This is a genomic window from Streptomyces sp. NRRL S-244 (assembly GCF_000717915.1).
Taxonomy (GTDB): Bacteria; Actinomycetota; Actinomycetes; order Streptomycetales; family Streptomycetaceae; genus Streptomyces.
This window is the reverse complement of the sequence record NZ_JOCX01000039.1, coordinates 1-20129: the sequence shown is the minus strand read 5'-3', so window position 1 is coordinate 20129 and position 20129 is coordinate 1. Positions and strand designations below refer to the sequence as shown.

The window sequence follows — 20129 nt, the reverse complement described above, 5'->3', positions numbered from 1 at the left end:
GATATAACGCACCATTGCGCCCGCAGGACGTACGGGGAAGGGCCCTGGCGATGATCCCGCCAGGGCCCTTCCCCGTACGTCCTTGTGCGGCCGCGCCTACTTCATGAACTTCTTGAACTCGTCCGGAAGGTCGAAGTCCTGGCCGGCCTGGCCGCCGCCGGCGGGCAGGCCGAACGGGCTGCCGGTCGCGGGCGGGGCGCTCTGCGGGCCCTGCTCGCGGCGGGCGGCTGCCGCCGCCTCCTCTTCCTTGCGCTTCATCGGGTTGCCGCTCTTGCGCTTGCCCTTGGCCTGCTTGATCTGCTTCTTCTGCCGGCCGGGGCCGCCGCCCATCCCGGGGATGCCCGGCATCCCCGGCATCCCGCCGCCCTGCGCCATGCGGGACATCATCTTGCGGGCCTCGAAGAAGCGCTCGACGAGGTTCTTGACGGCACTGACCTCGGCGCCGGAGCCCTTGGCGATACGGGCGCGGCGCGAGCCGTTGATGAGGTGCGGGTCGTGCCGCTCGGCCGGGGTCATCGACTTGATGATCGCGGCCATGCGGTCGACGTCGCGCTCGTCGATGTTGTTGATCTGGTCCTTGATCTGCCCCATGCCGGGGAGCATGCCGAGCAGCTTGGAGATGGAGCCCATCTTCCGGACCTGCTCCATCTGGGCCAGGAAGTCGTCGAGCGTGAACTCCTTGGGACCCTTCGCCAGCTTGGCCGCCATCTTCTCGGCTTCGGCCTGGCTGAAGGTCTTCTCGGCCTGCTCGATGAGGGTGAGCATGTCACCCATGTCGAGGATCCGGCCCGCCATGCGGTCGGGGTGGAACGCGTCGAACTCGTCGAGCTTCTCGCCGTTCGAGGCGAACATGATCTGCTTGCCGGTGACGTGCGCGATGGAGAGCGCGGCACCGCCCCGGGCGTCGCCGTCGAGCTTGGAGAGCACGACGCCGTCGAAGCCGACGCCGTCGCGGAAGGCCTCGGCGGTGTTGACCGCGTCCTGGCCGATCATGGCGTCGACGACGAAGAGGATCTCGTCGGGGCTGACGGCGTCACGGATGTCCGCGGCCTGCTGCATCAGCTCGGAGTCGATGCCGAGGCGGCCGGCGGTGTCGACGATGACGATGTCGTACTGCTTGGTGCGGGCGTACTCGATGGAGTCCTTGGCCACCTGCACCGGGTCGCCGATGCCGTTGCCGGGGGCGGGCGCGTAGACCGCGACGCCGGCGCGCTCGGCGACGACGCTGAGCTGGTTGACGGCGTTGGGGCGCTGGAGGTCGCAGGCGACGAGCAGCGGGGAGTGGCCCTGGCCCTTGAGCCAGAGGCCGAGCTTTCCGGCGAGGGTGGTCTTACCGGCACCCTGGAGGCCGGCGAGCATGATCACGGTGGGCGCCGTCTTGGCGAAGCGCAGCCGCCGCGTCTCGCCGCCGAGGATCGACACGAGCTCGTCGTTGACGATCTTGAGGACCTGCTGGCCCGGGTTCAGGGCCTTGGAGACCTCTTCGCCGCGGGCGCGCTCCTTGACGTTCGCGATGAAGGAGCGGACGACGGGCAGGGCGACGTCGGCCTCGAGGAGGGCGATACGGATTTCCCGCGCCGCAGCGTCGATGTCCTGCTCGGAGAGGCGGCCCTTGCCCCGGAGGGACTTGAAGGTCGCGCTGAGGCGGTCGGAAAGCGTATCGAACACGGTGGTCGCGATTCCTCGGGTCGGGGGCGTGTGGTCGCCCCCCAGGGTATCGGGCCCTCCCCCCGTCCGGGGACCCGCCCGTTCGCGGCCCCGGGGCTCCGCCCCGGGACGCCGCGCGGCGGGCCCCCGAGCACCGGTCAGCGGAGGGCGGCCTCCAGGCCGGCGGCCAGGGCCGCGGCGGCGGCAGGCGGCAGCGGTTTGCCGTCGGGGTCGACCACGTACAGGGAGTCCACCGCGTTGGCGCCCAGCGTCGAGACGTGCGCGCTGCGCACCCGCACGCCGGAGGATTCCAGCGCGCGCCCGATCCGGTGCAGCAGACCCACCGCGTCCGGAGCCCGCACCTCCAGGACCGTGGCCAGCGAGGACACCTCAGGGACCACCGTGACCCGGGGCGGCGGCGGGACCACCCCGCGCCGCCGCGGGTACGCCGCCTCGCGGTCCGCCAGCTTCGCCGGGACGTCCAGCGAGCCGTCCAGCGCCCGGATCAGGTCCGTCCGCAGCCGCGCCGCCTCCGGCAGCGCCCCGTACTCCGCCGCCACCCGCCACCGCAGGACCAGCACCTCGCCCGCCAGCTCCGCCAGCTCCATCGAGCGCAGGTCCGCGGCCCGGACCGTGAGCCGGTGCAGGGCCAGGACGCCGGCCACCGCGGGGAGGACCCCCGGCTGGTCCGGGACCGCCACCACCAGCTCGACCCCGACCGCGTCGTCCTCCTCCTGGCGCGCGTGCAGCGCCAGCACCGGCTCCCCGGTGCGCAGCGCCTCCACCGCGAGGCGTTCCTGATCGGTCGTCGCGATGGCCGGCTCCGCCGCGGCGGGCGGCGCGCCCCGCAGCACCGCGGCCACCCGCGCCACCAGGTCCGCCACCAGCGAGCCCCGCCACGTGCTCCACGCCGCCGGGCCGGTGGCCAGCGCGTCCGCCTCGGTCAGCGCGTGCAGTATTTCCAGCGTGCCGAGCGATCCCGCGGCCTCCGCGACCGAGCGGACCGTCGCGGGGTCGTCGAGGTCGCGCCGCGTCGCGGTGTCGATCAGCAGCAGGTGGTGCCGTACGAGCACGCCCAGAACGGAGGCATCCCGCTCGTCGAAGCCGACGCGTACGGCCACGTCGTGGGCGATCGTCTCGCCCGCCACCGAGTGGTCCCCCGGCCAGCCCTTGCCGATGTCGTGCAGCAGGGCGGCCATCAGCAGCAGGTCGGGCCGGCCGACCCGGCGGGTCAGGGCTGAGGCCCGTACCGCCGTCTCCACCAGGTGCCGGTCCACCGTCCAGGTGTGCACGGGATTGCGCTGCGGCCGGCACCGCACCCTTTCCCAGTCGGGCAGCAGCCGGGTGATCAGCCCCTCCGCCTCCAGGGCCTCCCAGACCGCGACGGTCGGCTCCCCCGCCCCCAGCAGGGTCAGCAACTGCTCCCGCGCCTCCGCGGGCCACGGCACCGGCAGCGGCTTGGCCTGCGCCGCGAGCCGTCGTACGGCGTGCAGCGACACCGGCAGCCCGGCCTGCGCGGCCGCGGCCCCGAACCGCAGCGCCAGCACCGGGTCCCGGTCGGGCCGGGCGGCCAGGGCCAGGACGGCCTCGCCGTCGGACTCCACGACCCCCTCCGCGAGCGGTGCCCGCTCGGCCGCCGCGGCCCCCCGCGTCCCCAGCAGCCCGCGCAGCCTCGGCCGGGCCGCCCGGGCCCGCAGGACCCGCCCGACCTCCCGCCAGGTCACGTCACCGGCGTACGCGACGACCCGCGCGGCCTCGTACACCTCGCGCAGCAGCGCGTCCGCGTCGAGCAGCCCCAGCTGGGCCGCGACCTGGTCCTGTTCCTGGAGCGCGAGCCGGTCGGTCGCCCGGCCCGTCACCAGGTGCAGGGCGTCGCGCGCGTCCAGCAGCCGCCGCCGTGCCTCGGCCAGCCCCTCGCGCGGGGCGTCGGCGAGCCAGGACGCGGCGACCGCCCGCAGCGCGGTGGCGTCGCGGAGCCCGCCGCGGGCCTCCTTGAGGTCGGGTTCCAGCAGGAAGCGCAGCTCCCCGGCCCGCTCGGCCCGCTCCCGGCACAGCGCGTGCAGCTGCGGGAGCCGTTTGGCGGCCTGGTTGCGCCAGTCGGCCAGCACCGAGGTGCGCAGGCCCGCGAGCAGCCCCGCGTCGCCCGCGACCGGCCGGGCGTCCAGCAGCCCCAGGTGCACCTTGAGATCCTCGGCTGCGGTCTTGCGGGCCTCGGCCGGGGTCCGCACCGAGTGGTCGAGGGCCACGCCCAGGTCCCACACGGGGTACCAGATGCGGTCGGCCAGCGCGCTCAGCGCCCGCGGCTCCGCCTTGCCGTCGTGGAGCAGCAGCAGGTCGAGGTCGCTGCGCGGGGAGAGCTCGGCCCGCCCGTAGCCGCCGACGGCGACGAGGGTGGCACCCCGTACCCCGGTCTCCCGCAGGGCCGTGGTGAACAGGGCGTTCAGCCAGTCGTCGGTCAGCCCGGCCAGCGCGGAACGCCGCGAAGGCCCGGACCGCGACTCCTCCTGGAGGAGTCGCAGCCGGGCCGCGGCGTACCCGCTGGGTCCCGAGCCGGACGGATCGTTCGCATCGCCCGTCATGGTCTGTTCGGCACTCGTCACCCAGGAGCTCCCGTCGCCTAGAGCGCTTCTGCGCCGCGCTCGCCGGTGCGGACGCGGATGACCGCGTCCACGGGGACGCTCCACACCTTGCCGTCACCGATCTTCCCGGTGCGGGCGCCCTGTACCAGGACGTCCATCACCGATTCGGCGTCGTCGTCCTCGACGACCACCTCGATGCGGATCTTCGGTACGAGGTCCACGGTGTACTCGGCGCCGCGGTAGACCTCGGTGTGGCCGCGCTGGCGTCCGTACCCGCTGGCCTCGGAGACGGTGAGCCCCTGGACTCCGAACCGCTGGAGGGCGTCCTTGATCTCGTCGAGCCGGTGCGGCTTGACGATCGCGGTGATCAGCTTCATGCGTCAACCTTCTTGCTCGCGGCGGCAGCGGGGGCGGGTGCGGCGGTGCTCCGGGAGGAGGCGCCGCCGCCGGCTCCGCTGAAGTCGTAGGCGGTCTCGGCGTGCTCGACCTGGTCGATGCCGGAGACCTCGTCGTCCTCGGTGACCCGCATCCCGATCGTCTTGTCCAGGAGGAAGGCGAGGACCGCGGACACCACGAGAGAGTAGGCGAGTACGGAGAAGACTCCGATGGCCTGCTTGCCGAGCTGCTCCAGGCCACCGCCGTAGAAGAGGCCGGCCACGTCGGACTGGACCCCGCCGGTGGCGAAGAAGCCGACCAGGAGCGAGCCGATGACTCCGCCGACGAGGTGGACGCCGACGACGTCGAGGGAGTCGTCGTAGCCGAACTTGTACTTGAGGCCGACGGCCATGGCGCAGACGACACCGGCGATGGCGCCGATGGCGATCGCGCCGAGCGGGGAGCAGGAACCGCCGGAGGGGGTGATGGCGACGAGGCCCGCGACCGCGCCGGAGGCGGCGCCGAGGGTGGTGAAGGAGCCGTGGCGCAGCTTCTCGTACACGAGCCAGGCGAGCATGGCGGCGGCGGTGGCGACCTGGGTGTTGACGAACATGACCGCGCCCACGCCGTCGTCGTTGCCGAGCCAGGAGCCGGCGTTGAAGCCGAACCAGCCGAACCAGAGCAGGCCGGCGCCGAGCATCACGAGCGGGAGGCTGTGCGGGCGCATCGGGTCGCGCTTGAAGCCGACGCGCTTGCCGATGACCAGGATGACGCCGAGGGCGGCGGCGCCGGCGTTGATGTGGACGGCGGTGCCGCCCGCGAAGTCGATGACGCCGAGCTCGAAGAGCCAGCCGCCCGCGCCCCAGACCCAGTGGGCGACGGGGAAGTAGACGACGGTGACCCACAGGGCGGTGAACAGGGCCCAGGCGCTGAACTTCACGCGGTCGGCCAGGGCGCCGCTGATCAGGGCGGGGGTGATGACGGCGAACATCAGCTGGAAGACCGCGAAGACGTAGACCGGGATGGTGTACCCGTCCCACAGCTCGGTGATGCCGATGCCGCTGAGGCCGACGTAGTCGGAGGACCAGCCGATGATGCTGCCGGAGTCCGTCCCGAAGGCGAGGCTGAAGCCGTAGAGGACCCAGAGGATCGTGACGATCCCGAGGCTGATGAAGCTCATCATGAGCATGTTGAGGCTGCTCTTGACGCGGACCATGCCCCCGTAGAAGAAGGCGAGCCCGGGGGTCATCAGCATGACCAGGGCGGAGCAGATGAGCATGAACCCGGTGTTCGCGGCAGAGAGCGTCGGGGCGTCTGCCGCGAGGGTCGTGATGGCTGATGCCATCGGCGTCTCCTCGTCGTCGGTACGTTCGCGTGCGGGCGATCGTGAAAACCTGAGCGGCGCAAGGCGTAAGGCCGGGGGGTGGGGGCCTGGGGGCTGGCCGGTTATTGGCCCTGAGATTCGCGCAGGGGGGTTTCCGGCGGCGCCGCTGGGTGTTTCGCGTCCGTGACGAAGAGGTCGGCTGTGTTACGCGTCCATGAACGGGACCGGGACGCAAACCGGCCGCGGCAGTACCCGGGGGACCTGGCTGGGGGAGCCTGATCGGGCTTCACGGGGTGACTGCCGCGGCCGGGGCCTTCGGGGGCGGCCGCGCGGACCGTCAGACGGCCTCCGCGGCTTCGGGGAGCCGGGAGGCGAGCTGGTCGGTCAGCTGGACCACGTCGGCGACGTCTCCGTACTCACGGGCGGCGGTGTCGACGGTCTTGCGGATCCGCGTATTGACCCGTTCGGAGCGCACCTTTTCCGCCACCTTCAGGGCGCGGTCGACGAGGACGACGGCCTGCTCGGGCTCGCGCCGGAGCAGGTGCACGGTGGCCATGCCGATCAGGTTGAGGCTGTACGAGCGCTGGTGCTCGTCGTCCTTCTCGAAGAGGTCCACGGCCCGCTGCATCACCGGTTCGGCGAGCGAGGCGTACATGGGGCTGCGCCCGGCCACGTAGGCCAGGTCGCGGTACGAGTGGGAGTTCTCGCCGTTCAGCTCGGCCTCGGAGAAGAACCGGATCCAGTCGGGTTCGGGCTCGCCGCCGAAGTCGACGTCGGAGAAGGTGTCCTCGGCCATCCGGACGGCTCGTTTGCAGCGGCTGGGCTGGCCCATGTTGGCGTAGGCGCGGGCCTCCATCGCATACAGCATGGCCTGGGTGCGCGGGCCGGCGCAGTCGCGGCTGCCGTACTGGGCGAGGTGGATGAGTTCCAGGGCGTCCTCGGGGCGGCCGAGGTGGATCATCTGGCGGCTCATGCTGGAGAGGATGTACGAGCCGAGCGGCTTATCCCCGCCCTCCTTGGCGGCGTGCAGCGCGAGGACGAAGTACTTCTGCGCGGTGGGGTGCAGCCCGATGTCGTAGCTCATCCAGCCGGCCAGTTCGGCGAGTTCCGCGGCGACCTTGAAGAGCCGGCGCATGACGGGGGCCGGGTGGTTCTCCTGGAGCAGGTCGGTCACCTCGTGCAGCTGGCCCACGACGGCCTTGCGGCGCAGTCCGCCGCCGCACTGGGCGTCCCACTGGCGGAACATGACGGTGGTGGCTTCGAGGAGGCCGAGTTCCGGTTCGGAGAGCCGGGGCGGGCGGTGGCCGCTGAGGGCGCCGGAAGCACCCGCCTCGCGGGGGCCCTGGTCGGCGGCGGCGACCGGGACGAGCCAGCGCTGCATGGGCTCGATGAGGGCGGGGCCGGCGGAGAGGGCCAGCGAGGTCCCCAGGAAGCCGCGGCGGGCCAGCATCAGGTCGCTGCGGGAGAACTCACCGAGCAGCTCGACGGTCTGCGGGCCGGCCCAGGGCAGGTCGACGCCGGAGACGGAGGGCGTCTGGTGGGCGGTGCGCAGCCCCAGCTGCTCGATGGCGACGACGGAGCCGAAGCGCTCGGAGAACAGCTCGGACAGGATCCGCGGGACGGGCTCGCGGGGCTGCTCGCCGTCGAGCCAGCGGCGCACCCGGGAGGTGTCCGTGCTGATGTGGTGGGCGCCCATCTGCCGGGCGCGCCGGTTCACCTGGCGGGCGAGCTCGCCCTTCGACCAGCCGCTGCGGACGAACCAGGAGGTCAGTTGCTCATTGCGGGCCGCGGAGCCCGGGACCTCCGGCTCCACGCTCGTTCCGCTTGCGCCGTTGCCGCTCACTGGAACGCCCCCATCCACTCAGCCTCTTCACACGAAACCCTGGCTGGGCCGGCGAGCGCCGCCACGGACCTTCACAGATCCTCCACAGGTTGCCTCCGGCATAACCACGGACGGCCCGCCTTCGGGGTTTGGTGCACTGAAAGTAATCCTACGATCACCCCCTCCGCGAGGTCGATTCCAGAAACGCCACCATTCGCCACCCCTTTGAATGAACTAGCCACCCGCCAGGCGCGATTCACTTGACACCGAGGCGAAAACGATCGGATGTACGGGAGTGCAGCAGGGGCGCGCGCGGCGAGGAGTGCGCCGGGCAGCCCCTCCGGGCACCGGGCTCGCACCCGGCCCCGCATCCCGTCCCACCGACGTCGTAACCACCTGCGCGTCCGACCCGTTGGAGGGGGCATGGGCATGGGCTTCACGATCGGCGGCAGCCGCAGCACCAAGGAGTTCCGTTCCGGCTCGCGGCGCCGCGGCCGGACGTCGGAGTGCACGGCGGTCGCGGAGTACACCGGACTGTGGGGCTGGGACGTGGTCCCCGGCGCCCGGGCCGCGGCCCCCGCCCGCGGCTGCTCCTGCGGTCATACGAGTTGCAGCGCGCCCGGGGCCCATCCGCTGCCCCTCGCCCCGACGGTCCCGGCCGGCGCCACCCTCGACGAGGTCACCGAGACCTGGGGCGGCTACCCCGGCGCGGCGGTACTGCTCCCCGTCGGCCGCGCCTTCGACGTCATCGAGGTCTCGCAGGAGGCCGGGCGCCGGGCGCTGGTGCGCCTGGAGCGGATGGGCCTGCCGCTCGGGCCGGTCACCGCGACCCCGGACGGCCGGGCCCAGTTCTTCGTGGCCCCGGGCGCGGCCGCCGAGCTGCCGCAGCTGCTGTACCGGATGGGCTGGGACGACGCCGACCTCGACCTGCGGGCCCTGGGGCCCGGCGCCTTCCTGACCGCCCCGCCGTCCGACCACGCGGGCCTGGGCCCGGTCGGCTGGCTGCGCCCGCCCGCGCTGGACTCCGCGGGCGGCCCGCCGCAGGCCCGGCTGTTGCTCGGCACCCTCGCGTACATCTGCCACCGGCTGCGGCGCTAGAGGGCATACGGCAGCGCCCCCGCGTTCCGGGCGGAACGCGGGGGCGCCGTCATGCGTACGGGCTGCGCTCAGTCGCCGATCAGGGCGTCCACGAACGCCTCCGGCTCGAAGGGCGCGAGGTCGTCGGGGCCCTCGCCGAGGCCGACGAGCTTGACCGGGACGCCGAGCTCGCGCTGGACGGCGACGACGATGCCGCCCTTGGCGGTGCCGTCGAGCTTGGTCAGCACGATGCCGGTGATGTCCACGACCTCGGCGAAGACGCGGGCCTGGGTCAGGCCGTTCTGGCCGGTGGTGGCGTCCAGGACCAGCAGGACCTCGTCCAGCGGGCCGTGCTTCTCCACGACGCGCTTGACCTTGCCGAGCTCGTCCATGAGGCCGGTCTTGGTGTGGAGGCGGCCGGCGGTGTCGATGAGCACCACGTCGGCTCCCTCGGCGATGCCCTCCTTGACCGCGTCGTAGGCGATCGAGGCCGGGTCGCCGCCCTCGGGGCCGCGCACCGTACGGGCGCCCACGCGGTCGCCCCAGGTCTGGAGCTGGTCGGCGGCGGCGGCGCGGAAGGTGTCGGCCGCGCCGAGCACCACGGAGCGGCCGTCGGCGACGAGCACGCGGGCCAGCTTGCCGGTGGTGGTGGTCTTGCCGGTGCCGTTGACGCCGACGACCATCACGACGCCCGGGGTGTCGGTGCCGCTCTCGGTCTTCACGGCGCGGTCGAAGTCGGTGCCGACCAGGGTCAGCAGCTCCTCCTTGAGCAGGGCGCGCAGGTCCGCGGGGGTGCGGGTGCCGAGCACCTTGACCCGCTCGCGGAGCCGGTCCACGAGCTCCTGCGTCGGCACGACACCGACGTCGGCGATCAGGAGGGTCTCCTCGATCTCCTCCCAGGTGTCCTCGTCGAGGTGCTCGCGCGACAGCAGCGTGAGCAGCCCCTTGCCGAGCGAGTTCTGCGACCGGGCGAGGCGGGCGCGCAGCCGGACCAGGCGGCCGGCGGTGGGCTCGGGCACCTCGATCTCGGGGGCGGCCGGCGCCTCGGGCTCGGCGACGACGGCGGGCGCCTCGGGAGCCGCAGCCTCCGCTTCGGGGAGGACGACCTCCTCGATCGTGCGGCGGGGTTCTTCCGCCGTCTCTACGGCGTCCTCCCCCACCTGCGGTTCGGCGGGCGGGGCAGTGATGGTCGGCGTGCTCGGCGGCGGCGAGGGCGGCAGCTGCTTCTTCTTGCGGCTGCTGACCACGAGCCCGCTGATCGCGCCGACCGCGACCAGGGCGATGACTACAGCAAGGATGAGGATGTCCATAACCCGTCCAGTATCGGCCACGGCGGCCCCGGACCCCCGTCTCCGGCGGTTCCGGCTGGGCCGTAAGTCTCTATTTGTGGACTTGGCGGCACATCTACGATGATGGGCGACTTACCCGTACGCCCTGCCCACCGGAGTACCGCATGCCTGCCGAGCCCGCCGACGGCGCGATACCGACGCCGACCGAGACCTCCGCCCCGGCCTCGGCCGAGACGTCGGTGGAGACCCGCGGCCTGGAGCCCGTCCCGGACAGCGAGCGCAGCGGCCGGGTCCGCGAGCTCGTGCCCACCTGGGTCGCCGCCAACATCAGCGTGCTGCTGCTGACCATGGGCGCCGGCCTGGTCATCTTCAACAAGCTCAACATCTGGCAGGTGCTGGTCGTGGCGATCGCCGCGCCGGTCGTCTCGTACGGGATCGTCGGGCTGATCTCGATCGCCGGCAAGCGCGGCGGCGCCCCCGGCATGGCGCTCTCGCGGGCCGTGTTCGGCCAGCGCGGCAACCTCTTCCCCGGCGCCCTGATCTGGGTCGCCCGCTGGGGCTGGGAGACCATCAACGCGGTCAGCGGCGCCTTCGCCATGCTCACCGTGCTGGACCTGCTGTTCGGCGTGCGGAAGAACACCGCCCTGATCATGGTCACCCTGCTGCTCTTCGTCGGCTGCACCTTCCTGGTGTCGGGCCTCGGCATCAGCGCGCTGCGCAAGTGCTCGACCTGGTCGACGTACCTCTTCGGCGCCTTCAGCGTGCTCGTGCTGGGCTATCTGGTCGCGGAGACCGACTGGTCCGCCGTCTTCGACAAGCCGGCCGGCTCGACGGCGATGATGATCGCCGGCATCGGCACCATCGCCGCGGGCGGCATCAGCTGGGTCCCGTCCGGCCCGGACTTCACCCGCTACCTGCCGCGTACGGCCTCCGCCAAGGGCATGGTCGGCGCGACGATCGGCGGCGCGGCCGTCGTCGTGATCCCGATGGTGCTCATGGGCGCGGTCATGGCGGTCGGCACCCCGGACCTGGCCACGGCGCAGGACCCGGTCTCCTTCATCGGCAATCTGCTGCCCGCCTGGATCGCGGTGCCGTACCTGCTGATCGCGCTCGTCGGCATGCTGCTGATCAACTCGATGTCCATGTACTCGGCCGGCTTCACGGCGCAGACCCTCGGCATCAAGGTCCCGCGCGCGGCGGCCGTCAGCGTCAACGCCGTCATCAGCCTGGTCTTCGGCTTCCTGCTGATGGTGGTCGCGACCAGCTTCTTCGGCTCGTTCATCTCCTTCCTGACGCTGCTGGCCGTGGCGTTCTCCGCGTGGATCGGCGTCTTCGGCGTCGACATGCTGCGGAGGACCTCGTACGACGGCGCCGCGCTGCTGGACACCACCCGCACCAGCGCCTACTGGTACCGGGGCGGGTACGCCTGGCAGGCCATGACCGCGTGGGGCGTGGCCCTGGTCGTGGGGCTGCTCTTCACCAAGGTCGACTGGTTCGGCGGGCCGCTCGCCGACACCTGGATCGGGCAGAACGGCCTGGGCTGGGCGGCCGGCATCGTCACGTCCGGCGTGCTGTACGCCGTACTGCCGCGCACGGCGGCTCCGGCCGCCCCCGCGGCCGGGGCCGGGGAGCCCGCGCTCGCCTCCGCCGGATCCCTGTCCAACTGACGCCACGTCAGCTAACGTCCCCCTTCGCCCGCGCACCCACATCCGGCGAAGGGGGACTTCTCCATGCCCATCACCGTGGCCCGGTTCAATCTCGTCGACCCGAACGGCACCCCCGAGACCCTCTCCGCCCGTTACAAGGCCGCGCTGGAGATGGCGAGGTACGCGGACGACCGCGGCATCGACACCGTCCAGACCGAGGAGCACCACGGCGCCGCCAACAACTGGCTGCCCTCGCCGTTCGCCTTCGCGGGCGCGGTCTTCGGCGCCACCCGCCGGATCGCGGTCACCGTCTCGGCGATCATCGGCCCGCTGTACGACCCGCTGAAGGTGGCGGAGGACATCGCGGTCCTCGACCTGCTGAGCGGCGGCCGTCTCGTCACGGTCGCGGGCATCGGCTACCGGCCCGAGGAGTACGAGCAGCACGGCGTCGAGTGGGGCCGGCGCGGCCGGCTCCAGGACGAGCTGCTGGAGACCCTGCTGCGGGCGTGGACCGGCGAGCCGTTCGAGTACCGCGGCCGTACCGTACGGGTCACCCCGCGGCCGTTCACGCAGCCGCACCCGCTGCTCCTGGTCGGGGGCAGCTCCAAGGCCGCGGCCCGCCGTGCGGCCCGGCTCGGGCTGCCGTTCTTCCCCAGCGCGCACCTGCCGGAGCTGGAGGCGTACTACCAGGCGCAGCTCGCGGAGCACGGGACGGATGGCTTCTGCATGATGCCCGCGGCCGAGACTCCGCTGCTGCACATCGCGGAGGACCCGGACCGGGTCTGGGCCGAGTACGGCGACCGCTTCCTGCACGAGGCGGGCATGTACGCCTCGTGGCAGTCGAAGGACATCCGCAGCGCCGTACGGTCGGCCGCGCGCTCGGTGGCGGAGCTGCGCGCGGAGGGCGTGTACCGGGTGCTGACCCCGGACGAGGCGGTCGCGTACGCCCGGGGGGCGGGCGAGGCGGGGAACCTGGTGCTGCACCCGCTGTGCGGCGGGATGCCGCTGGACGAGGGCTGGCGCAGCCTGCACCTGTTGTGCGAACAGGTGCTGCCCCGGCTCAAGGACTGAGCGGGGGCAGCACCTGCCGTAAGAGGAGAGGGGGTGTTGGCGGGGGTGGTTACCCCATCTCCTCCAACGCCTTGCCCTTGGTCTCCGGCACCCACCTGAGGATGAACGGGATCGAGAGCGCGGCGAAGATCGCGTAGATGACGTACGCACCGGACAGGTTCCAGTCCGACAGCGACGGGAACGTGACGGTGATGACCCAGTTGGCGATCCACTGGGCGGCGGCCGCCACGCCGAGGGCGGCGGCGCGGATGCGTCCGGGGAACATCTCGCCGAGGAGCACCCAGACCACCACGCCCCAGGACAGGGCGAAGAAGAGCACGAAGCAGTTGGCGGCGACGAGGGCGACGAGCCCCTGGGTGTGCGGCAGGGCGATGTCACCGCCGCTGGTGTCCTTGTAGGAGAAGGCCCACGCGGCGAGCCCCAGGGAGATCGCCATGCCGACCGAGCCGATGAGCGCGAGCGGCTTGCGGCCGATCCGGTCGACGAAGATCATCGCGATCACCGTGCCGATGATGTTCACGACGGAGGTCTCGAAGGAGTACAGGAACGAGGAGCTCGGGTCGATGCCGACCGACTGCCACAGCGAGGAGCTGTAGTAGAAGATCACATTGATGCCGACGAGCTGCTGGAAGACGGACAGGCCGATGCCGATCCAGACGATGGGCAGGAAGCCGAAGCGGCCGCCGAGCAGGTCCTTGAAGGTGGACTTGTGCTCGGAGCGCATGGCGTGCTCGATCTCGGCGACGCGCCCGTCCAGGTCGATCTTCGAGCCCTCGACCTCGGTCAGCACCTTCTTGGCGTCGTCGGTACGGCCGACGGAGACGAGGAAGCGGGGGGACTCCGGGATGACGAAGGACATCAGCCCGTAGAGCACGGCCGGGACGACCATGACGCCGAGCATCCACTGCCAGGCTTCCAGGCCGCCGATCTCCCCGCGCTGGTCGCCGTCGGCGAGGTTCAGGATCCCCCAGTTGACGAGCTGGGAGACGGCGATGCCGATGACGATCGCGGCCTGCTGGAACGAGGCGAGCCGACCGCGGTAGGCGGCCGGGGAGACCTCGGCGATGTAGGCGGGGCCGATGACGGAGGCCATGCCGATGCCGAAGCCGCCGACGACGCGCCAGAAGGCGAGGTCCCAGAGGGCGAAGGGGAGGGCGGAGCCGATCGCGCTCGCGGTGAAGAGGACCGCGGCGATCTGCATGCAGCGGATGCGGCCGATCCGGTCGGCCATGCGGCCGGCGGTGGCCGCGCCGAGCGCGCAGCCGATCAGTGCGGCGGCGATCACCTGGGCGAGTACGGCCGAACCGACGTCGAACCGCTCGCGGATGGCGACGACCGCGCCGTTGATGACCGAGCTGTCGTAGCCGAAGAGGAAGCCGCCCATGGCGGCCGCGGCGGCGATGAAGATGACGTGCCCGAGGTGGTCGGGGTGGGCGGCCCGGCCGCCGCCGCCCGGCACCGGCGACTGCGCTGTGCTGCTGGTCAAGGTCTGCTCCTGCGGGTGCCCGGCTGCGGTGACGGGCTCGGGTGGGGGTGGTTCCTTCCAGTGGCGCACAGCTGAAGATCCGGCACCACCCGAAGGGAAAGGCAGCGGGAGCGAGCCTATGTGTTCATTTCTTGAAGTCAATAGGGTGGGAGAAGTTCGCATGAGATCAGGCGGATCGGGCACGGTTCGATGCACGGCGTTCATTTCTCGAATGAACGAGGGTCAGCTCAGCGAAGCCGCTGGCTGATGACCTTGGAGACGCCGTCGCCCTGCATGGAGACGCCATACAGCGCGTCGGCGACCTCCATCGTCCGCTTCTGGTGCGTGATCACGATCAGCTGCGAGCTCTCCTGCAGCTCCTCCATGATCCGGATCAGCCGCTGCAGGTTGGTGTCGTCGAGCGCGGCCTCGACCTCGTCCATCACGTAGAACGGGCTGGGCCGGGCCTTGAAGATGGACACCAGCAGGGCGACGGCGGTCAGCGAGCGCTCGCCGCCGGAGAGCAGCGAAAGCCGCTTGACCTTCTTGCCCGGCGGGCGGGCCTCCACGTCCACGCCGGTGGTCAGCATGTTGTCGGGATCGGTGAGGATCAGCCGGCCCTCGCCGCCGGGGAACAACCGCGAGAACACCCCCTCGAACTCCCGGGCCGTGTCCCGGTAGGCCTCGCTGAACACCTGCTCGACACGCTCGTCGACTTCCTTCACTACCTGAAGGAGATCGGCCCGGGTCTTGCGCAGATCCTCCAACTGCTCGCTGAGGAAGCGGTGGCGCTCCTCCAGCGCCGCGAACTCCTCCAGGGCGAGCGGGTTGACCTTGCCGAGCTGCTGGTACGCGCGCTCAGCCGCCTTCAGCCGCTTCTCCTGCTGCGCCCGTACGAAGGGCCCCGGCTCGGCGTCGGCGTCCGGGTCCTCCCCGTCGGCGGGCGGGCTCGGCGGTACGGGCTGGTCCGGCCCGTACTCGGCGACGAGGCTCGCCGACTCCATCCCGAACTCCTCCAGTGCACGCGACTCCACCTGCTCGATGCGCAGCCGCTTCTCGGCGCCGAGCACCTCGCCGCGGTGCACGGAGTCGGTGAGCTTGTCGAGCTCGCCCTTGAGGTCGCGGCCCCGGGTCCGGGCCTCGCCGAGCTCCCGTTCGCGCAGGCCCTTGGCGTACTCGGCGGCGGCGCGCTCCTGCTCCGCCCGGTGGAGCGAGACCTCCAGGTGCGCGAGGAGCTGCCGGGCCCCGTCGGCGACGGCGCGGGCCACCTCGGCCTCGTGGCGCAGCCTGGCCCGGCGGCGCTCGGCGCGGGCGCGGGCCTCGCGTTCTGCGCGGGCGCCGCGGTCCAGGGAATCGGCCCGTCCGGCCAGCCCCTTGACCCGCTCCTCGTGGGTCCTGAGCTGGAGCCGGGCTTCCATCTCGGTCTGGCGGGCGTTGGCCCCGTCGGCGGCGAGCCGGTCGCGCACGGCGGTGTCCGGCTCCCCCGCGCCACCGTCCCCGATGGGGTCGTTCTCCTCGGCGATGGCGAGCCGTTCGGCGCACTCCTCGACCTCGGCCAGCGCCTGCTCCAGGGCGTCCTGGGCCTTGGCCGCGGCGGCGGCGCTGCGCTCGGCCTCGCCCGCGGCGCCCTTCGCCTGCCCGGCGAGGCGCCCCAGTTGCTGCGCCACCCCGGCCCGGGCCTGCTCCCCGGCCCGCCGCCGCTCACCGATCTCCTCGACCCGCGCCACGAGCTCCCGCCGCAGCTCGTGGGCCCGCTCCCGCGCCGAGCCGCGTTCCGCGCACTCGGCATCCAGCCGGACCAGCTCGTCATCCGCCTCGTCGACGGCGGCCTGCACCTCGATCAGGCTGGGAGCCCCGGCGGACCCGCCGTGCGCGAGGTGCGCACCGAGCACGTCCCCGTCCAGGGTCACGGCCACGAGATCGGGCCGCGCCCCGACGACCCGCTCGGCCTCGTCGAGCCCCCCGACGACGACGTACTCCCGCAGCACCCACCCCACGGCCCGCACCAGCCCGGCATCCCCCTGCACCAGCCCCCCGGCGGGCACGACACCGCCGGCGACAGACGTCGGCGCCGACACGGCCCCCGCGGCGGGCCATGCCACTGCCTGAGCGCCGGTCCCCGGGGCGGAGCCCCGGTCAGACCCCTCCGGCCCCGCCGGCGTTTGAGCCGCGGGGTCCGGGGCGGAGCCTCGGTTCCGGGAAGGGGCGGGGTGGGGGAAAGCTCCCCCCGGCGCGACCCCGTCGGCCGCGCACTCCCCCGCGACCGGGGTCTCGGCCGAAGGCCGCGCCGGATCCGCGGCATCGACGCCGGTGGCAGCCTGGCCCGGGAACGGGATCCCCGACGGCGCATCCGCCGCACCCGCCAGGGGCTCGGCATCGGCCTGGCCCGGGATCGGGACCCCGGTCGGTGCGTGCGTGATCAGGAGGGTGGCCCGGCCCGCGTCCGTATCCCTGAGGTGCCGGATGGCGGCGGCCGCCGCGCCCGGCGAGGACACCGCCAGCGCATCCGCCGCCGCTCCCAGCGCCGCCGCCACCGCGACCTCGTACCCCGGGGTCACCGACAGCCGCTCCGCCGCCGGGCCGAGCAGCCCCGCCAGCCGCTCCCGCGCGGCGAGCAGCGCCCCCGTGCCGTCCTTCCTCCGCAGCCCGAGCGCCAGCGCGTCCCGCCGCGCCGACACCGCCGCCCGTGATTTCTCCGCGGCCGCCACCGCGTCCCGCGCCTGCGCCAGCGCGGCCTCCGCCGCCGCGAGCTCCGCCCGCGCCGCCGCGTACTCCTCGTCCACCGCCGGGTCTTCGAGCCCGCCGACCTCCTCGGCCAGTGCCTCGTACTCCGCCTGCGCGGCCCCGGCCCGGGACTCGGCCGCGTCCCGCGCCGCCACCAGCCGGTCGATCTCCGCCTGCGCCGCCCCGGCCCGGGACCGGGCCGCGCCCAGCCGCCCCCTCATCCGCGCCAGCCCCTCGCGCCGATCGGCGATGGCCCGCGCCGCGTCCCGCAGCCGCCGCTCCTCCGCGGCCAGCGACCGCTCCAGCTCCGCCCGGTGCTCGACGGTGTCCTCCAGCGCCCGCGACGCCGCCTCCAGCGCGGCCGTCAGCTCCGCCTCCTGCTCGCGGATCCGGGCGGCCTCCCGCTCCATGTCCTCCGGATCGCGGCCGCGCCGCTCCTCCTCGGGGGCCGCGGCCGAGGCCGACTTGACCCGGGCATCGGCCAGGGAGGCAGTCCCCCGTACCCGCTCGGCCAGCTGGGACAGCTCGTACCAGGTCTGCTGCGCCCGCTGGAGCCGCGGCGTCAACTGCCGCACCGTTTCCTCAAGCTCCGCCTCGCGCCGCAGGGCCTGCGCGAGCTGCGCCTCGGCCGCCTCCTTGCGCTCCTTCAGCGCCGCCTCGTCCGCGATCTCCGCGTCGAGCGCGCCCCGCAGCGTCACCAGGTCGTCGGCGAGCAGCCGCAGCCGCGCATCGCGCAGGTCGGCCTGGATGACGGCCGCCCGCCGGGCCACCGCGGCCTGCCGCCCCAGCGGCTTCAGCTGGCGCCGCAGTTCCTCGTTGAGGTCCTGTACGCGCGCGAGGTTCGCCTGCATCGCGTCCAGCTTCCGCAGCGCCTTCTCTTTGCGCTTGCGGTGCTTGAGTACGCCGGCCGCCTCCTCGATGAAGGCGCGCCGGCCCATCGGATCGGCGTGCAGGACGGAGTCCAGCTGGCCCTGGCCGACGATGACGTGCATCTCGCGGCCGATGCCCGAGTCGGAGAGCAGCTCCTGGATGTCGAGCAGCCGGCAGGTGTCCCCGTTGATCTGGTACTCGCTGCTGCCGCCGCGGAACATGATGCGCGTGATCGTGACCTCGGCGTACTCGATCGGCAGGGCGCCGTCGGAGTTGTCGATGGTCAGTGACACCTCGGCCCGCCCGAGCGGCGGCCGCCCGGTGGTGCCGGCGAAGATGACGTCCTCCATCTTGCCGCCGCGCAGGGATTTGGCGCCCTGCTCCCCCATGACCCAGGACAGCGCGTCCACCACATTGGACTTGCCCGAGCCGTTGGGGCCCACGACACACGTGATGCCGGGCTCGAAGCGCAGGGTGGTTGCGGAGGCGAAGGACTTGAAGCCACGCAGGGTCAGGGACTTGAGGTGCACGCCGCCGGACTCTACCTTTCACGTTCGGTTTCACCCATGAAGGTGCAGGGCACAACTGACGTTAAAGGAATCGGTCCCCCACCTGGCCCAACGCGCTCGCGCGCCACTCTCGCGGACCACGGACGCGGCCGGCGGCCGAGGCGGCCAAGAAAGAAGGGACGCCGAAGCGTCCCTTGCAGATCATGCGGGGCTGGAGTCGAAGCGACGAGTAGAACGCGGATCAGGTGAGCGCAGGCTCCGCCTGGGGTACGTCGATGTCGATGCGGTCCAACAGCGAGTCTCCGTGCTGAGCGGCGGCCGCGTTCAGCGCGTCATTTTCGGACTGAATCCGTACGAGCTCGGACTCGAGGTCCTGGACGCGCTGCTGAAGCCGTCGCATCTCGGCGAGGAGTCGCGGATCGGAACCGCCGACGTAACCGAGAAGCGCCTTTGCCATGATGGATGGTCCTCCACACTGAGTGACCGACCGAGAGCGGTGTGGGTCGTGAGGGAATCGCACCCGCGGATGTCCGGCAGCGACTGTCAGTCACTGCACTTACTAGTGCCAGCACTGCCAAACAGCTCAGGTGCGCGGGGCTTCCAGCGTCTCACCAAAAAGTTTGACGGTCAACACGATCACGCCCCGTATCGGCGGGCAGCCCGTCTCTCCCAAGGGACGTGGAGATCGTCCGCTGCTTCGACCCTTCCACGGAACGCCGCGTCCGGCAAGGCATCGGCAGCGGAACGCGCAGATCCGGCCTGGTGCGGACCGTCGGGAGATGTGATCAGTACATGATCAGCCGATCGCTCAGCGGATCGCGAACCCGTCGTAGCCACCGCGCGGTGTGCCCCAGATCTCTGTCACTCCGTCCACCCTCCCGGGCGTGTCGGCGGAGCGCAGCCAGTCGAGCAGCCGGTGGCAATTCTCACGTTGACCTTCGGCCACCACCTGTACTCGCCCGTCGTCGAGGTTGAGCGCGAACCCGACGACCTCGCCGATCTCCAGAGCATTGGCCCTGGTGAACCAGCGGAAGCCCACTCCCTGTACACGGCCGCGCACCCACGCGGTCATGCGGACATCTTCATTCATGCGTGAACGCTAACGGGGCGGAGAGTTTCGCCCCACATCGCCCCGGCGCCCCATCGCGTACAGTCGCGCACCAGTGAACTCACCCATTTGGGTGAGTAAGGGATGATCTTGACCGCAAGGAAGGCACGTCGCCGATGGGACGCCACCGACTTCACGCCGCGCCGGGCCGCGACGGCAACCGCCGCACCCTCGTGCGCACCGCCCTGCTGGGCGGGGCCGTGGCCGTGGTCCTCGGTACGGCGGCGGTGACCACCGGCATGGTGCCGGTCGGCACTTCCTTCCCCTATGTCGGTGTCAGCGCCGACGGCTCGGCCGCGAAAACGCAAGCCGAGGCGGAGGCCGACGCCTCGCCGAGTCCGGACCCCGTGACCGAGCAGCAGGGGGGCGGCCTCGCCAACCTCTCCGGCCGCGCCTCCGCGGGCCCCGACGCGAGCAGCCCGTCACCTTCGGCCTCTCCCTCGCCGTCCGCATCCCCTTCCCCGTCGGCCTCGGCGAGCCCTTCCGCCTCGCCCACCCCGTCCGCCTCCGCATCCCCCTCCGCCAAGGTGCAGGCGAAGCCGCAGAAGAGCCTGCCGCAGGTCCCGGTCCCGCTGCCGGTACCGCCGAAGACGGCCGCCCCCAAGCCGCCCGCCCCCTCGGCC

13 protein-coding genes and 1 pseudogene are annotated in these 20129 nt (G+C 72.4%); 4 read left to right on the top strand and 10 right to left on the bottom strand.

All coding sequences use genetic code 11. The features are described from left to right. Nucleotides 1-96: 96 nt before the first annotated feature. The 5 genes from ffh to IF02_RS0129860 all read right to left on the bottom strand — a co-directional run bounded on the left by ffh (nucleotide 97) and on the right by IF02_RS0129860 (nucleotide 7768). Nucleotides 97-1668, bottom strand: coding sequence for a signal recognition particle protein (gene ffh / locus IF02_RS0129880; RefSeq protein ID WP_030162451.1), 1572 nt, complete (start codon nucleotides 1666-1668; stop codon nucleotides 97-99). A gap of 137 nt (nucleotides 1669-1805) precedes the next feature. Further along, on the bottom strand, nucleotides 1806-4226 hold the full coding sequence (locus IF02_RS0129875; RefSeq protein WP_030162448.1) for a [protein-PII] uridylyltransferase: 2421 nt from the start codon (nucleotides 4224-4226) through the stop codon (nucleotides 1806-1808). A gap of 38 nt (nucleotides 4227-4264) precedes the next feature. Beyond that, nucleotides 4265-4603, bottom strand: a complete 339-nt coding sequence (locus IF02_RS0129870; protein WP_030162445.1) for a P-II family nitrogen regulator — start codon at nucleotides 4601-4603, stop codon at nucleotides 4265-4267. Beyond that, nucleotides 4600-5946 (bottom strand): ammonium transporter, encoded by a 1347-nt coding sequence (locus tag IF02_RS0129865; RefSeq protein ID WP_030162442.1) that lies wholly within the window; start codon nucleotides 5944-5946, stop codon nucleotides 4600-4602. Before IF02_RS0129865 ends, IF02_RS0129870 begins: the two co-directional genes overlap by 4 nt. 316 nt (nucleotides 5947-6262) lie before the next feature. Continuing rightward, a complete protein-coding gene (locus IF02_RS0129860) occupies nucleotides 6263-7768 on the bottom strand; it encodes a hypothetical protein (RefSeq protein ID WP_030162440.1) in 1506 nt (501 codons plus the stop codon). Nucleotides 7769-8176: 408 nt separating this feature from the next. On the opposite strand from IF02_RS0129860, the gene IF02_RS0129855 reads away from it, so the two are divergent. Next, a complete protein-coding gene (locus IF02_RS0129855; protein WP_030162438.1) occupies nucleotides 8177-8845 on the top strand; it encodes a bifunctional DNA primase/polymerase in 669 nt (222 codons plus the stop codon). Nucleotides 8846-8913: 68 nt separating this feature from the next. Here the strand turns inward: IF02_RS0129855 and ftsY are convergent, their stop codons facing one another. Next, nucleotides 8914-10134 (bottom strand): signal recognition particle-docking protein FtsY, encoded by a 1221-nt coding sequence (gene ftsY / locus IF02_RS0129850; protein ID WP_030162436.1) that lies wholly within the window; start codon nucleotides 10132-10134, stop codon nucleotides 8914-8916. Between the two features lie 143 nt (nucleotides 10135-10277). Here ftsY and IF02_RS0129845 point away from each other — a divergent pair, with 143 nt between their 5' ends. After that, nucleotides 10278-11780 carry a cytosine permease gene (locus tag IF02_RS0129845; RefSeq protein WP_030162433.1) on the top strand — a complete coding sequence of 501 codons (1503 nt, stop codon included), beginning with the start codon at nucleotides 10278-10280 and terminating at the stop codon, nucleotides 11778-11780. A gap of 63 nt (nucleotides 11781-11843) precedes the next feature. Then, nucleotides 11844-12830 carry an LLM class flavin-dependent oxidoreductase gene (locus IF02_RS0129840; RefSeq protein ID WP_030162430.1) on the top strand — a complete coding sequence of 329 codons (987 nt, stop codon included), beginning with the start codon at nucleotides 11844-11846 and terminating at the stop codon, nucleotides 12828-12830. A gap of 49 nt (nucleotides 12831-12879) precedes the next feature. Here the strand turns inward: IF02_RS0129840 and IF02_RS0129835 are convergent, their stop codons facing one another. From IF02_RS0129835 to IF02_RS0129820, 4 genes are all read right to left on the bottom strand, one after another. Then, complete coding sequence (locus tag IF02_RS0129835; protein ID WP_030162427.1) at nucleotides 12880-14316, bottom strand: sugar porter family MFS transporter; 1437 nt, start codon at nucleotides 14314-14316, stop codon at nucleotides 12880-12882. Nucleotides 14317-14543: 227 nt separating this feature from the next. Beyond that, entirely contained in the window at nucleotides 14544-18419 is a 3876-nt protein-coding gene (locus IF02_RS0129830) for an AAA family ATPase (protein WP_030162424.1), read from the bottom strand. A 220-nt stretch (nucleotides 18420-18639) separates the two neighbouring features. Then, a complete protein-coding gene (locus tag IF02_RS0129825; protein WP_030162422.1) occupies nucleotides 18640-18855 on the bottom strand; it encodes a hypothetical protein in 216 nt (71 codons plus the stop codon). A gap of 351 nt (nucleotides 18856-19206) precedes the next feature. Further along, entirely contained in the window at nucleotides 19207-19488 is a 282-nt protein-coding gene (locus IF02_RS0129820; RefSeq protein WP_030162420.1) for an acylphosphatase, read from the bottom strand. Nucleotides 19489-19622: 134 nt separating this feature from the next. Here IF02_RS0129820 and IF02_RS35270 point away from each other — a divergent pair. Continuing rightward, nucleotides 19623-20129, top strand: a pseudogene (locus IF02_RS35270) (CAP domain-containing protein); the annotation flags it as partial.

Bases quoted from the DNA above. Each gene is read 5' to 3' on its own strand.
- IF02_RS0129855 (WP_030162438.1), top strand. From the start codon at position 8,177: ATGGGCTTCACGATCGGCGGCAGCCGCAGCACCAAGGAGTTCCGTTCC.
- IF02_RS0129840 (WP_030162430.1), top strand. From the start codon at position 11,844: ATGCCCATCACCGTGGCCCGGTTCAATCTCGTCGACCCGAACGGCACC.
- IF02_RS0129820 (WP_030162420.1), bottom strand. From the start codon at position 19,488: ATGAATGAAGATGTCCGCATGACCGCGTGGGTGCGCGGCCGTGTACAG.
- IF02_RS0129825 (WP_030162422.1), bottom strand. From the start codon at position 18,855: ATGGCAAAGGCGCTTCTCGGTTACGTCGGCGGTTCCGATCCGCGACTC.
- IF02_RS0129845 (WP_030162433.1), top strand. From the start codon at position 10,278: ATGCCTGCCGAGCCCGCCGACGGCGCGATACCGACGCCGACCGAGACC.
- IF02_RS0129870 (WP_030162445.1), bottom strand. From the start codon at position 4,603: ATGAAGCTGATCACCGCGATCGTCAAGCCGCACCGGCTCGACGAGATC.
- IF02_RS0129875 (WP_030162448.1), bottom strand. From the start codon at position 4,226: ATGACGGGCGATGCGAACGATCCGTCCGGCTCGGGACCCAGCGGGTAC.
- IF02_RS0129865 (WP_030162442.1), bottom strand. From the start codon at position 5,946: ATGGCATCAGCCATCACGACCCTCGCGGCAGACGCCCCGACGCTCTCT.
- ftsY (WP_030162436.1), bottom strand. From the start codon at position 10,134: ATGGACATCCTCATCCTTGCTGTAGTCATCGCCCTGGTCGCGGTCGGC.